The sequence below is a fragment of the Parasaccharibacter sp. TMW 2.1888 genome, from assembly GCF_023167265.1.
In the GTDB taxonomy this organism is placed as follows: domain Bacteria; phylum Pseudomonadota; class Alphaproteobacteria; order Acetobacterales; family Acetobacteraceae; genus Bombella; species Bombella apis.
This window is the reverse complement of the sequence record NZ_CP030979.1, coordinates 1,269,416-1,282,013: the sequence shown is the minus strand read 5'-3', so window position 1 is coordinate 1,282,013 and position 12,598 is coordinate 1,269,416. Positions and strand designations below refer to the sequence as shown.

At 59.2% G+C, this 12,598-nt stretch carries 13 protein-coding genes; 9 read left to right on the top strand and 4 right to left on the bottom strand.

The window, feature by feature from the left end; translation table 11 throughout:
- The first annotated feature begins 186 nt into the window (after window positions 1-186).
- Window positions 187-1,746, top strand: a complete 1,560-nt coding sequence (locus DTQ13_RS05850) for a Hint domain-containing protein (protein ID WP_052348938.1) — start codon at window positions 187-189, stop codon at window positions 1,744-1,746.
- A gap of 114 nt (window positions 1,747-1,860) precedes the next feature.
- Here the strand turns inward: DTQ13_RS05850 and DTQ13_RS05845 are convergent, their stop codons facing one another.
- Window positions 1,861-2,214: a hypothetical protein gene (locus tag DTQ13_RS05845; RefSeq protein WP_086431732.1), complete on the bottom strand. Its 354-nt coding sequence runs from the start codon at window positions 2,212-2,214 to the stop codon at window positions 1,861-1,863.
- A 668-nt stretch (window positions 2,215-2,882) separates the two neighbouring features.
- Window positions 2,883-3,797: an alpha/beta hydrolase gene (locus DTQ13_RS05840; protein ID WP_248460319.1), complete on the bottom strand. Its 915-nt coding sequence runs from the start codon at window positions 3,795-3,797 to the stop codon at window positions 2,883-2,885.
- A 221-nt stretch (window positions 3,798-4,018) separates the two neighbouring features.
- Between DTQ13_RS05840 and phoU the strand changes: the two genes are divergently transcribed.
- The 7 genes from phoU to DTQ13_RS05805 all read left to right on the top strand — a co-directional run bounded on the left by phoU (window position 4,019) and on the right by DTQ13_RS05805 (window position 10,852).
- Window positions 4,019-4,747: a phosphate signaling complex protein PhoU gene (phoU, locus tag DTQ13_RS05835; protein ID WP_227449759.1), complete on the top strand. Its 729-nt coding sequence runs from the start codon at window positions 4,019-4,021 to the stop codon at window positions 4,745-4,747.
- The gene (locus tag DTQ13_RS05830; protein ID WP_086431730.1) at window positions 4,744-5,475 is read left to right on the top strand and encodes a response regulator; all 732 of its coding nucleotides are present in this window, start codon (window positions 4,744-4,746) and stop codon (window positions 5,473-5,475) included. Before phoU ends, DTQ13_RS05830 begins: the two co-directional genes overlap by 4 nt.
- Window positions 5,476-5,483: 8 nt before the next feature.
- The gene (locus tag DTQ13_RS05825; RefSeq protein ID WP_192848573.1) at window positions 5,484-6,743 is read left to right on the top strand and encodes an ATP-binding protein; all 1,260 of its coding nucleotides are present in this window, start codon (window positions 5,484-5,486) and stop codon (window positions 6,741-6,743) included.
- 92 nt (window positions 6,744-6,835) lie between these two features.
- Window positions 6,836-7,657 (top strand): alpha/beta fold hydrolase, encoded by an 822-nt coding sequence (locus tag DTQ13_RS05820; protein ID WP_248460318.1) that lies wholly within the window; start codon window positions 6,836-6,838, stop codon window positions 7,655-7,657.
- On the top strand, window positions 7,654-8,511 hold the full coding sequence (locus DTQ13_RS05815; RefSeq protein ID WP_248460317.1) for a sugar phosphate isomerase/epimerase: 858 nt from the start codon (window positions 7,654-7,656) through the stop codon (window positions 8,509-8,511). The genes DTQ13_RS05820 and DTQ13_RS05815 overlap by 4 nt, the downstream gene beginning before the upstream one ends.
- Window positions 8,512-8,703: 192 nt before the next feature.
- Window positions 8,704-10,080 (top strand): L-serine ammonia-lyase, encoded by a 1,377-nt coding sequence (locus DTQ13_RS05810; protein WP_043558632.1) that lies wholly within the window; start codon window positions 8,704-8,706, stop codon window positions 10,078-10,080.
- An 88-nt stretch (window positions 10,081-10,168) separates the two neighbouring features.
- Window positions 10,169-10,852, top strand: coding sequence for a hypothetical protein (locus tag DTQ13_RS05805; protein ID WP_248460316.1), 684 nt, complete (start codon window positions 10,169-10,171; stop codon window positions 10,850-10,852).
- Here DTQ13_RS05805 and alkB read toward each other — a convergent pair.
- Together alkB and DTQ13_RS05795 are read right to left on the bottom strand one after the other, a co-directional pair.
- Window positions 10,821-11,495, bottom strand: a complete 675-nt coding sequence (gene alkB / locus DTQ13_RS05800) for a DNA oxidative demethylase AlkB (protein ID WP_248461231.1) — start codon at window positions 11,493-11,495, stop codon at window positions 10,821-10,823. The two genes, DTQ13_RS05805 and alkB, sit on opposite strands and share 32 nt — an antisense overlap.
- A gap of 21 nt (window positions 11,496-11,516) precedes the next feature.
- Window positions 11,517-11,813: a putative quinol monooxygenase gene (locus tag DTQ13_RS05795; protein WP_043558639.1), complete on the bottom strand. Its 297-nt coding sequence runs from the start codon at window positions 11,811-11,813 to the stop codon at window positions 11,517-11,519.
- 196 nt (window positions 11,814-12,009) lie between these two features.
- Between DTQ13_RS05795 and ybaK the strand changes: the two genes are divergently transcribed.
- Window positions 12,010-12,492, top strand: a complete 483-nt coding sequence (ybaK, locus tag DTQ13_RS05790; RefSeq protein ID WP_043558642.1) for a Cys-tRNA(Pro) deacylase — start codon at window positions 12,010-12,012, stop codon at window positions 12,490-12,492.
- The last annotated feature ends 106 nt before the right edge of the window (window positions 12,493-12,598 follow it).

The window sequence follows — 12,598 nt, the reverse complement described above, 5'->3', positions numbered from 1 at the left end:
TTTGTTGGGTGTGGCTCCTACCAGCTGCCCCCTGGGGATACACCTGCCCACAGTACAGAACAGACCGTAACAGACTGGACCTGTGCAGGTAATTATGAAGGACTGGCTTAATCTCTGATAAGGGAACAGCCCCTATCTTCAGACGGTTTCCACGAAAAAACCGGATACCGCCCAAGATAGCTGCTCATGATTGTCGCACAGAACCAGACCATCACGTACACTCCCCAATCCCGTAAAGCTGTCATCAACACCACGCTTTTCATGCCTGACAACCTGTCGTTGCCACAGGAGGATACGTTTTTCGCCTTTCAGGGAGGGTCACTGGTCATCTCACCGGCATCATGGAATGGCACCGTCAGCTCTTCTCTCATGGCTGCCCCCCATTCCCTGACCATAGACCCCGGAACAGGTGGACAGCTTGCTCTTGATTACGGAGGGCTGAGCGGCGCCTCCCTCCAGACCAATCTTTCCCTGGACCTCCATCTGGTCAGCCCACCACCATCCGGCTTCACATTCCAGTTCACATTTTCCGGCCAGACGACATCCAGAACGACAACACGGCAGCGCTACGATGCCTCGGCCAACCAGACCATCATCCAGATGAACGAGGATTACAGCTTCTACAGCACGGTCCATGCAAACATCTTCATTCCCGGCAATCCATATGGCCTCCCGCAGGATGGACGCTGGTCCCCGTTCACACCTCCGGCACCACCACAAACCAGTGCGGATGTTGTCTGCTACCTCGCAGGCACATTGATAGACACCCCCCAGGGCCCCAGACCCATTGAGGAGCTGAGGGCCGGTGATGCCATCCATGTCTTCCGGAATGGTCACAAACACATCGAACATCTCCGCTGGAGTGGCTGGAAATCCGTCACACCCACCTCGTCTGACGACTGGCCAATACGCATCAGACGCCACACATTCGGGGAGAACTGCCCCTTCCGTGACCTCTACATTACCGAAGAGCACTGCCTGCTGCTGAAAGGCAGCTTCATTCCCGCCCGTATGCTCGTCAATGGCAGAACGATCCTGCGGGAAGAACGGGACAGCTACGACATTTACCACATCGAGACCTATGAGCATCGCATCATCAGTGCCAATGGTGTCCTGTCCGAAACATATCTGGACACGGGCAACCGCCACAGTTTCACGACGCCTGAAGCAGCCCTGTCCATTCCCTCCCCAGCGTCCTTCCACTCCCGCCCCAAAGACTGGCAACAGGACGCCGCCGCCCCGCTGAACGTGGATCGGGCCTTTGTCGAGCCCCTGCATGCTGCACTGGCAGAGCGGGCAACCCGGCTGGGATTCCCACCGGAAACCGCCAGACCAGCCACCACAGACGACCCGGCCCTGACCCTGCTGGACCCACAGGGGACCGAACTCGCCCTGTATCAGCGCAATGGCGGACACTACCTGTTCTGGCTGAAAAACAGTCCATCCTTTCTCACCATCAAGTCCCGGACAAGCCGGCCGGACAGACAGATTGGCCCTTTCGTGGATGACAGACGAACCCTGGGCGTTCTTGTCGGCGAGATAACGCTCGTTCAGCCTGATGGAACCGACATCCCCCTGACATCACACCTGACAGCCGCCCCGAACACAGGATGGGATGTTACAGAGCCTGTTCCATGCCGCTGGACCACCGGGGCAGCCCATCTGCCACTGCCTGACATGAAACAGCAGAATGGCTGCCTGCTGAAGCTCGAGATACTCAGTGCAGGCCCCTATGCTCTTGCCTGACAACCCACTGAAAACACATAAGGGGATGGCCCATACGGACCATCCCCTCACAGAGAGCCTGCCCTGACTGGACAGAGACCCTACCCACGGCCATCCCTTGCGGGATGACAGGGATCAGATCAGACGTGTGACGAAGTTCACAGCCTGCTGAATGCCCGTCCCTACGAGAGACAGGATCGTACGCAGAGGGTGCTGCAGGAAATTGCTAAAAGCAGAGGTAAAGCTCTGGATAGGAGACAGCAGCTGCCCAAGACCACCAAGGCCACCAAGATTGAAACCGGCAGCAGGAGCAGCAGCCCCCTGCGGGTAGCTAACGGCCGGGATCGTATTGGTATTGGCAGCCGGGGCCAGAGCGGCCAGCGGGTTCTGTGCGCCGCCACCAAGACCACCAACCAGACCACCAATCAGGTTGCCCAGACCAAAACCACCAGAAACGCTGTCCAGCTCGCGGTTGCTGAGAGCTCTCATGTCAAGTCTCCACACACTTTCTATTAAGGAGTTGGAAGCCCCATATGCGTCTTCCGAGGTCATAAATCCATATTCACGAAGTATAGTCAACAGAAAAATGATAAATTCCTCCTGTTTAACTTTAGAATAACTTTAAGTACACAATTTATTTCATAATTTTACTTTGTATTTTTTTTAACATTTTGATAATATTTTTATATTTATATACATTTTATTTTAATAATTAAAATTAAGATACAAAAATTTAAAGTTAAATCATGAAAAATTTTGCTAAAATTCCTTGGAACATCCAATAAAAAGACCCGCATCACACCCTACAATTAATGAATTTTAATCTATATGACTATTCATACACGCTCATGAAAAAGATGAAGAAACAGCAGACCATTGTCATGCTCTCCTCTTCAACACCCCAAAAGTCTCCACATACAGTCTTCTGAACCATCGGCCCGAAGCGATTCAGTCTCTCCTGACGCCAGCTGGTCAATGTTGCCAACAGCCACCCGAATCCTGCACGGGGGCCACTACGGACAAAAATCATACGATTCCCGATGAGGCTGCCGGCCCCATGAAGAAAGCAACACCATTCCCTCCTCACAGATAACGGCAGCACAAATTCGAAACCCTGCGCAGGAATGTCACCAGCCCCAACGGGACGGTATGGCTGTTCACAGGAACCCCTGCCGTCTCATCCAGAATTCGGCCAGAATGGGCCACTGCCCTGTTGATCCATTCCTGCGCCCCAGACCAAAGCCATGCCCCCCAGTTGCAAAACAGTGGTCTTCACAAGGTCGCCCATGCCGCTGATAGGCCTGCAACAGCAACGTCTCCTGCTCAGGTGACACGATCGGATCATCCAGCGCATGAGCCATGAACAAAGGCGGCGCATCATCCCGGACATGAGATGGCAGAGACCAGCGGACAGCCCGTTCCACTGTCGGATTATCCCCCAGACACACCCGACTGGTACGACTCCCGGTAAAAGGGGGCGCAACACTGACAACCGGATAAAGCAGCATCAGCAGGGCCGGTGGCGCATCATGGTCCTGCAAAGCTGTCAGACCCAGCAGGTGCCCTCCGGCAGAAAAACCCATGAAACCCACACGCCGCACATTACCACTTCCACCAACCTGCCCGGACCGTAACAGATGCAGGGCCTGTCTGGCATCCGCCAGCGGGGCCTCCATGCCTTCAGCCCATCCCTCACCTGGCAGACGATACAGAAGAATGGCAACAGTCACACCCAACGAGACCAGCCACCGGGCCGCAGGCAAGGCTTCATGCCCTACGGCAATATGCCCATAACCACCACCTGCTGCGATGATGACAGCCGATCCATTCGGATGGACAGGCCGCATGACATGCAGACCCGGCACATGAATACCGTAAACACGCCCTCCCCGCGCAACACGGGGCTGCTCCATGGTACCAACCTCCGGCCAGAGAGGATAAAAGCCAGACTCATCATGCAGCATGGCCTTCACAGGGCATGTCCCTCGGGCCAGACCACGCCTGCCCCCTCCCGCAGAGACCGCCAGGGAAAGAGCGGAACAGCCTTGCAGAAACTGGCGGCGGGTGCTCATCTATCGGCCTCTTTTCCTTCTGACGACGACACGGAAACCCTACCTGCACCCCCACCGTGCGGAAACATGAAATATTCATGACATCTCCGTAAAAGAGAGCCGAAACCTCTCCTGAACCCGGCAAAAACCCTACTCTTCCGCCGCTTGTGACCCGATTGGCGGTGCTGTTTCCGCTCCCCGTGAATTACGATAGGTTAGCCCGCCTGAAAGGGGACAGACACATGATGCGCCAGAAGCAGCATATCGTGCAGCGTTATGAAGATGAGCTGCTCCATTTACGGTCCCTGATGGAGCAGATGGGGGGACTGGTAGAGCATCAGCTCTCCCTCATCCTTGCAGGCATTGCCGAGAATGATGGCCGGACAGCCCTTCAGGCAGCACGGCAGGATGATGAAGTGGATGCACTGGAACAAAAGGTGGAAACACTCGCCATCCGTCTGCTGGCCCTGCGCAGCCCCATGGCGGCAGATCTGCGGGAGATCGTCGCCTGCATCCCCATGGCTGGCGCCCTGGAACGCATGGGCGATTATGCCAGCTCCATCGCCCGGCGCCTCAGCCAGATGGAACAGCCCCTTCCCCGCCCCGCCCGCCTCGCCCTGAGCGAAATGGGACGGCTGGTGCTGGAGCATCTCCGCCGCATCATGGATGCCCTGGCCCACAAGGATGACAGTGCCGCCCATGCCATCTGGGCCGCCGACCAGCTCGTGGACAAATACTGTGAAGCCATGACGGCAGATTCCCTGGAACAGATGACCCGTCATCCCCATACCATCCGCCTCCATATCTCCCTGCTTTTCATCATCAGGAATCTGGAACGGATCGGCGACCACACCACCAACATGGCCGAACGTGTGGTCTTCATGGTCACGGGGGCTACGCTGCCCCCGACCCGCCCGCATGGCCATGACAGCCAGCCACTCCCACCCGGACAGGAGTCCCCCAGCCCATGAAACCCCCTGCCAGCCCCCAGAAAGGCTCTGTTCTTGTCGTGGAGGATGAACCCACCCTGCGGGTCCTTCTGGAACACAGCCTGAGGCAGCGGGGCTATCAGGTCAGCACCGTCATGGATGGCGAACAGGCACTGGCCTTCCTCGAAACAGAACGACCGGACGTCGCCCTGCTGGACTGGATGATGCCCGGTCTCTCCGGGCTGGAACTCTGCCGCATCATCCGGCAGAAACCGGGGCTGAAGGACCTGCCCGTCCTCTTCCTCACGGCCCGGACGGACGAGCAGGATGTCATCGCCGGGCTGGACAACGGCGCTGATGACTATCTGACCAAACCATGCAGTACCGACAGGCTGGATGCCCGCCTGCGGGCCCTGCTTCGCCGCACACGCCCCGTACAGGACATCGTGACATTCGGCCCCCTTACGCTGGAACCGGAGAATCATCAGGTCAAACGGGCCGGGCGTCCCATCGCCCTGGGGCCAACCGAATACCGCCTGCTGGAACTCTTCATCCACCATCCCCGCAAGGTCTTCTCCCGGGAAACCCTGCTGGAACGTCTGTGGGGCCCCAACGTCCATGTGGAGATACGCACGGTGGACGTTCATATCCGCCGCCTCCGCAAGGCGCTGAATGAAACGGGGGAAGCCGACCTCATCAGGACCGTACGGGCCGCCGGTTATGCGCTGGATGATGGCACCATCAGCCAGCACGGCCCATCCTCCGGCTGATCCGCCTCATGGCCTCTCCGCTCCTGCCAGAGATCATCACGGCAATCTGTGCCTGCCTTGCCCTGACGGGCTGGGCCATGGTCTGGCACCTGTCCCGGCGCCCCCACGGCACCACCCGCCCCGACAGCCCCAGACCATCTGCCCCACCCCCGGGCAGCGTTCTGCCCTTCCATGAGGCCACCCTGCTGGTAGATACCATCCCGGGCATGGCCCTCATTCTCGGCTCCGTCGGACAGATCATGGCCTGCAACGAGGCGGCACGGACCCATTATGGCAACAGCCTCGGGGCGCTCCTTCGCCATCCCACGGCACACAGCACCCTGCATAGCGCCCTTCATGCTCCCCCAATGGATGATGGCCTTCCTGCACCCTGTTCAACCACCATCAGGCTGGATGTCCCCGTAAAATGCTCCGTCCATCTCGCCATGCGCAGACTGCCCGGTGCAGCAGGACGGAACAGCCTTGTCCTCGTCCTGCTGCATGACCGCAGTCTCATTCAGGCTGTAGACCGCATGAGAGCCGACTTCGTAGCCCACGCCAGCCACGAGCTCCGCACACCTCTGGCCTCCCTCACCGGCTTCATCGACCTGATGAAAGAGGGAGGCGACCAGACCGATCAGACATCACGCACCCTGTATCTGGAGATCATGAGCCAGCAGGCAACACGGATGCAGCGGCTGATCGACCGGCTGCTCTATCTGTCCCAGCTTGAGATGAAAGGCCACCACCACCCCCGGGAAGAGCTGGAGGCAGAAGAACTGTTCGCCCTTGTGCTGGGCGAAGTCACCCCACGTTTCCAGCACGACAGCCGCAGGCTGACCGTAACGCAGGAAGACAGCCTGACCCTGCTGGCCAACCGGGATGAAATGGTGCAGGTTCTCCTCAACCTCATCGAAAATGCCATCCGGTACGGCACAATGCCGGAACGGACCCTGCACGTCCGCCTTCACGCCAGACGGGCCACCCCGGCCGAAGGACCGACCTCCTCCCTGCCGGGACTCCTGATTACGGTGGAAGATAACGGCCCTGGCATTGCCGCCCACCATCTCCCCCGCCTTACAGAACGCTTCTACCGCATCACGCCGCCATCCGACTCCAGCCATGCGGAGGCCGGACAGGGTACGGGGCTGGGGCTGGCCATCGTCCGACAGATTCTGGAGAGACATGGTGGGCAACTGCACTTCACCAGCACGGTTGGACAGGGAACAACCTGCCACGTCTGGCTCCCGGCCGCCCCACTCCCACAGGACCAGACAGCAGGAAAATGACAGCCCCCCTTGCAGACGGACGCTGGCAAGCCCCAAGTTGGAAGACAAGGCAGCAACCGCCTGCACAGGCCCATGAAACAGGGAGACCCTGCGTGCCCTACATCACCACCAGCGACCATGTGAAACTGCATTACGAGGATCACGGCCAGGGACGCCCCCTGGTCATGATCCATGGCTGGACCTTTTCCAGCCGCTTCTTCCACCGCAATGTCGGGTCATTCTCAAAACAGTATCGTGTCATCACGCTGGACCTGCGAGGGCATGGTGAATCCGGGAAACCGGACCACGGCTACCGTATCGCCCGTCTGGCAGCAGACCTCCGGGACCTGCTGGAAGCACTGGAGATTGAAGACGCCACCGTGCTGGGCTGGTCCATCGGCTCCCCCATCATATGGTCCTATCTGGAGCTGTTCGGCCGACACCGGCTCCGCAGCGCCATCTTCGTGCAGCAAACACCAAAGCAGTTCTTCGCCCCGGACTGGAAGCTGGGCCACGCCACCTGCTACGACGGGGCCGGGCTGACCTTCCTCCAGCAGCAGCTGGTTTTCAACCGGTCCGCTTTCGACAGGCAGAACCTCTCGGACTGCCTCAGCACCAGTCTGCCCGAAGACGAAAAGGCCATGCTTCTGGAAGAAATGGCCAAATGTCCCAGCCAGGCAGCCTCTCTCATGATGGCCGACCACACGACCCAGGACTGGCGAGACGTCCTGCCCCATCTTGACCTGCCCTGCCTGATGATGATTGCCGGCAAAGACAAGGTTCTTCCGGCTGCGGGGCCCCGCTGGGTCGCCGAGCACATGCCGCACTGTCAGGCCGTGGAGTTTGAAAACAGCTCCCACATGGTCTTTCTCGATGAGACGGAAAAATTCAATCAGACGGTTCTCACCTTCATGAAAGAAGGAGCAGCAGCATGAGTGGTTTCCCCTTCGCCTTCGGAATGAACGAATTCACAACCCAGCCATGGCCCTTTGAGGAAGACATCCAGCGCTATGCCGCCTTGGGCGTGGAGACAGTTGAGCTATGTGAAAGCAAGCTGGATCCGCAGCGGGTGGACGAACAGATGGCGCTGCTGAAAACAAGCGGCCTGAAGGTCAGCTCCTTCCAGCCTGCCGTCCGTACCTTTGGGGCCAGCAAAATGATGCCCTACCCCCAGGAGCCTAGGCGCCGCCTTGCCCGGCTGGAAGAAAGCATGCGCCGTTACGCTCCCTACACCCAGGGGGTGCCGTTTGTCGTCAATACCGGGGCCCCTGAGAATGGCGATGTTCTAGGGTGCATCACCCGCACGATCGATGCCCTGCGCCGCCTCTGCCCTCTGGCAGCGGAGCTGGGCATCACCCTCTCACTGGAGCCACTGAACCCGACCTCCATCAATTACGAGACGGCCATCTGGACCATCGATCAGGCTCTGGACATCATCAAGACCGTGGACCATCCCGCTCTGGGGCTGTGTCTGGATTACTGGAACATCTGGCAGCAGCCAGAGGCCTGTGCCGCCATCCACCGTGCAGGGGCACTCATCAATGTCGTACAGATAAGCGACTGGCGCACGCCACGTTCCGCCGCAGACAGGCGCATACCCGGCAAAGGATGCATCCCCCTCCATGAGCTTCTCCACGCCACATGGGATGCCGGATTCCGGGGCGCCTGTGCCGTGGAGATTTTCTCTTCCGACGTGCCGGACAGCCTCTATGAAGGCGACCTCTCTGCCCTGATCACCCAGTGCCGGGCCGCACTGGAGCATATCTGGACCCATCCCGGCGCCGGATGAGCCTGCCATCAAGGCCATGGAAAGACCCTCCTGCCGTGACCCTGTGTGCATGGGAGGCACCCCGGACAGTTTCCTTCATAACAGCGTCTGATATTTGTTTCATAATCAGAATAATTTATTTTTTAAGGCTTATCTCCGGCACAATTCTATCCCATAAAGATGGAGTGTCTTACGCAATGAGGGTCCGTTTCCATGCTCAGCCTGTTTGACCTGTTCAAGATCGGGATCGGTCCCTCGTCGTCCCATACGGTCGGCCCCATGCGGGCGGCACAACGCTTTGCCGATGTCCTGGCGGACCTGCCTGACGGCCCGCTGGAAAAAAGTCCGGCCCGCATTGTCGTCACCCTTTATGGCTCCCTGGCCCTGACAGCCGAAGGACACGGCACCATAAAGGCCGTCCTGCTTGGCCTTGCTGGCGAAACACCGGAACATGTCGACCCTGACGCAGCAAAAAAGCTGGTCCAGCACATTGAAAGCACGCATCTGCTGAACCTCAATGGCACGAGCTTTTCCTTTGATTATCAGACCGACATCTGCCTGGACACGGCCACCATCCCGCCCATCCATCCCAACACCATGCAGTTTGAAGCCTTCGGGCGGGATGGCACGCTGATAACCCGCCAGCGTTTCTGCTCCGTTGGCGGGGGATTCATTACACCAGAGGAACAGGCACGGACGATGTCCTACTCCCTGCCGGATGTCCCCTTCCCTTTCCGCAGTGGTGCAGACCTCCTCGCCCACACAAAACGACAGAACACCGATATTGCCAGCATCATGATGGCCAACGAGACCGCCACCCGCCCTCTCTGGGACGTGGAACGCGGCATGGACAGGATTGCCGACACGATGCTGGCCTGTATTGAAGCCGGGCTGCACAATACAGACACCCTGCCCGGTCCCCTGAAAGTCCAGCGACGGGCAGCCAAACTGTATGCACGCCTCCAGGCCAAGACCAATGCTGCCCCGTCCCCCCATGGCGTGATGAACTGGATCAGCCTCTTCGCCATTGCCGTCAACGAGGAAAATGCTGCTGGTGGACGGGTCGTGACCGCCCCCACGAATGGCGCTGCGGGCGTCATCCCGGCTGTCATGCGCTATTATCGGGACTTCTGCCCCGAATATACGACCAACGGGCTGCGGACCTTCCTCCTGACAGCAGCAGCCATTGGCGGGCTGTTCAAGCTCAATGCCTCCATTTCCGGGGCGGAAGTAGGCTGCCAGGGCGAGGTCGGCGTGGCGTCATCCATGGCAGCAGCAGGGCTGACGGCCGCCCTGGGTGGTACGCCGGAACAGTGCGAACATGCTGCGGAAATCGCCATGGAACACCATCTGGGCATGACATGCGACCCGGTGGCCGGGCTTGTGCAGATCCCCTGCATCGAGAGAAACGCCTTTGGAGCCGTCAAGGCCATCAATGCTTCATCTCTGGCCATGAGTGATGACAGCGGGGCGCATTATGTCTCGCTGGACCACGTCATCAAGACCATGGCCGAAACCGGACGTGACATGAACCACCGTTACAAGGAAACCGCCCTGGGCGGTCTGGCTGTCAACGTCCCGGCCTGCTGATGGTTGCTGGAACCGCTTGCCTGAACACACCACAGCTCATACGATATCGTGAGTCCTTTTTCTCCCCGTGCTGCGGTATCCTTGCCTCATGACACTCCATCACATGCCCGCTCTTCTGCTTGCCGCCTCCATGATGGCGGTCGTGTCCACCGCCCGGGCAGAGCCGGGTGATCCTCTCCCTGTGGACAAGCGCCCTGCAGCACCGGCTCTTCTCATTCCCACCCTTCCCTGCCAGACGCTGGCCAGTACACCTCTCACCTATGCCTCCACAGGCAGTGACGACTCGCTGCATGTCCGTGTGCAGTGCAGCATGGAAAAAGGGCAGGACGATCTCTGGCGGGCCAAGGCGTGCCGATACGACTCCAGATGGAACGGATTTTACATGCCCCGCCATCATGGCGCCCGCCCCTACCGGGAGGCCGTAGCTGCCTACATGGGCCATGCCTGTTTCTCCGACAGCCAGCTGACGCCCTATTTCTCGGATGAGCAGACCGACCAGCCTGATGCCGTGTCCAGTGAAGACGCCTGGTCATCCCGTCTCATCGTTCCATGGCGGGGGACCCAGCCTGCCCATGGCATCAGCCGGGCACAAGATGAAACAGTCGGGAATGTCTTCCTGCACAACCGGGCCGTCACGGTAAAGCTGAGCTTTACACACGTGCCCCCCGTAACGGCAGAAGAAAACAACATGGACAAGGCCGCCCATTCTCCCCGGCGGTTCCAGCCTGCAACAAGTCTCATCAATCTGGATAATGTAGCCCCGTCCCGCTGAAGGGGCGGTCCACCACCCGGAAGGTAAGGTTGTACCGACAGTCCAGCCCGGCGACGGCTGGTGCGGCCCGTATCGGTGCCACACCGTGAAAATGACATCGGCTTGGGCCACTCCAGACCACCACATCCCCATGATGCAGCGGCACCTTGCGGCAGGGGGAACCCCGCAGGGCACCACCCCACAGGAACAGGGCTGAAAGCCCCAGCGAGACCGAAACGACGGGGGCCTGCATGGTGCGTTCGTCACGATCCTGATGCAGCCCCATTCCCGCTCCGACGGCATACCGATTGACAAGCCCGCATTGTGGGACAAACCCCTCGTAACCTGCCGCCCGTGCAGCACGCCCTGCCATATCTGCAAAAAGGGCAGGCATGGCCGGCCAGGGCTGGCCCGTCAGCGGGTCGGTCTGCATGTAACGGTAGCCCTGCCCGTCACTCACCCAACCATATGGACCACAGGCCGTCATGCCCGCTGCCATCACCCCTCCACCAGCCGTCCTGTAATGACGGAAAGGAGCCTTCTGGCTGATGGATTCCACAGCCTGAAGCAGCACCTGCGCCTCCGCACGGGCAAAGCCACCCAGCAGAACCGCCCCGGGCGACAGGACAAGCTGCTCCCGGGTCTCCGGGAAAAAATCATCCATCAAGGGCCAGTCACTCCCCTCTCATTGCCGATGAAAGAACCGTATCTGCCTCGTGACAATCTTCAGATCCTGCAACGCTCTGGAAAAAACGGCAAAATGCGGAGCAGCCTCATGCGCCCGGAAGGCAGCCCGGCTCTCATACACCTCGTGCAGCACAACAAGCATGGGATCATCCTCACTGCACTGAATGGTAAATTCCAGACAGCCTGGCTCATCAGCCCTGGAACGGGCCGCATCATGACGGCAGACCTCAAGGAATGCCTCCAGAGTATCTTCTCTGGCCTCGAATTCTGCCAGAACGACAAGTGGTCCGCACATGGAACGTCTCCTGCATGACGGATGGATGAAGACCGACCCACCCTTCTGGCAGAATGGCCCGCAACCGAACCAGACGCAACCATCCCGGCCGTGAGGCCAAGGCAGGGCTGTATCATGACGGCTTGCCAGACGAAGAGTCGCAAGGTTTTCTGACTGGAGCCTCATCCACCCCTGCATATCCAACAGGAGACACCCCATGACAGACAGGCAGGATACCGCCGCCACCCGGTTTCTCGACAGTGCCGCCATTTCATACAGGACATGCCGCTACGACTATGCCCCACAGAAAGGCCATATCGGCGAGCAGGCCGCCAGCGCCATTGGGGCAGAGCCTTCCGCCGTCTTCAAAACCCTTGCCGTCAAGATCGACAGGAAGCAGCCCGCTTTTGCAGTCATCCCGGTGGACAGACGGGTCAACTTCAAGGCACTGGCAGCGGCTCTGGGTGGCCGGAATGCCAAGATGATGCAGCCCGATGAGGCCCATGACCGCACGGGATTCGTCTCGGGTGGAACAACGCCTTTCGGCTCCCGTGAAACCCTGCCCACCGTCATCGACCGCAGCGCACAGAAACACAGGACAATCTGGATCAATGCCGGGGACCGGGGATTTCTGGCCTGCCTGACACCCCAGGATGTGCAGATGGTGACGCAGGGGATTTTTGCCAGCATTGCCGAATGACCGGTCTTCACCCCCCACAGACATGACCATTTCATGACAGTGATTTCACTAACATTTTATCACCCTGCTCCTGTATCTTCCCATGCAGACAGCCCCACATGAGAGA

Excerpts from the sequence above, each read along its gene's own strand:
- DTQ13_RS05850 (WP_052348938.1), top strand. The coding sequence starts at position 187 with ATGATTGTCGCACAGAACCAGACCATCACGTACACTCCCCAATCCCGT.
- DTQ13_RS05845 (WP_086431732.1), bottom strand. The coding sequence starts at position 2,214 with ATGAGAGCTCTCAGCAACCGCGAGCTGGACAGCGTTTCTGGTGGTTTT.
- DTQ13_RS05840 (WP_248460319.1), bottom strand. The coding sequence starts at position 3,797 with ATGAGCACCCGCCGCCAGTTTCTGCAAGGCTGTTCCGCTCTTTCCCTG.
- phoU (WP_227449759.1), top strand. The coding sequence starts at position 4,019 with ATGATGCGCCAGAAGCAGCATATCGTGCAGCGTTATGAAGATGAGCTG.
- DTQ13_RS05830 (WP_086431730.1), top strand. The coding sequence starts at position 4,744 with ATGAAACCCCCTGCCAGCCCCCAGAAAGGCTCTGTTCTTGTCGTGGAG.
- DTQ13_RS05825 (WP_192848573.1), top strand. The coding sequence starts at position 5,484 with ATGGCCTCTCCGCTCCTGCCAGAGATCATCACGGCAATCTGTGCCTGC.
- DTQ13_RS05815 (WP_248460317.1), top strand. The coding sequence starts at position 7,654 with ATGAGTGGTTTCCCCTTCGCCTTCGGAATGAACGAATTCACAACCCAG.
- DTQ13_RS05810 (WP_043558632.1), top strand. The coding sequence starts at position 8,704 with ATGCTCAGCCTGTTTGACCTGTTCAAGATCGGGATCGGTCCCTCGTCG.
- DTQ13_RS05805 (WP_248460316.1), top strand. The coding sequence starts at position 10,169 with ATGACACTCCATCACATGCCCGCTCTTCTGCTTGCCGCCTCCATGATG.
- alkB (WP_248461231.1), bottom strand. The coding sequence starts at position 11,495 with ATGGATGATTTTTTCCCGGAGACCCGGGAGCAGCTTGTCCTGTCGCCC.
- DTQ13_RS05795 (WP_043558639.1), bottom strand. The coding sequence starts at position 11,813 with ATGTGCGGACCACTTGTCGTTCTGGCAGAATTCGAGGCCAGAGAAGAT.
- ybaK (WP_043558642.1), top strand. The coding sequence starts at position 12,010 with ATGACAGACAGGCAGGATACCGCCGCCACCCGGTTTCTCGACAGTGCC.